Genomic DNA, 265 nt, shown 5'->3' on the forward strand with positions numbered 1-265 from the left:
TGATCGGGCACACCAAGGGTGACTCCCTGGAGACGATCAAGCATCTGATCGAGGACGAGCCGGGGCTGTGGACGGCCCAGGAGCCCTCCGAGGAGTCGGTGATCGAGCTGCTCGAGTCCCGTGAAGTCCCGTACACCACGTGGGCCGGTTGGCATGCCCTGGATGAGCATGAGAAGTCCTTGGGTGCGCAGGCGACGCAGACCGGTCCGGTGGCGCGGGAGCGGGTGAAGGTCGTGGACCGGGAGGAGATGACCCGCATCTCCCG

General features: G+C 66.4%; 1 pseudogene. It reads left to right on the top strand.

Features of this window, described 5'->3' with window-relative positions:
• Nucleotides 1-265 (top strand): annotated as a pseudogene (locus NR072_RS05285) (pyridine nucleotide-disulfide oxidoreductase); the annotation flags it as partial.

Origin of the sequence: Micrococcus sp. Mcc89 (assembly GCF_024519795.1) — a bacterium.
Classification (GTDB): Bacteria; Actinomycetota; Actinomycetes; order Actinomycetales; family Micrococcaceae; genus Micrococcus; species Micrococcus luteus.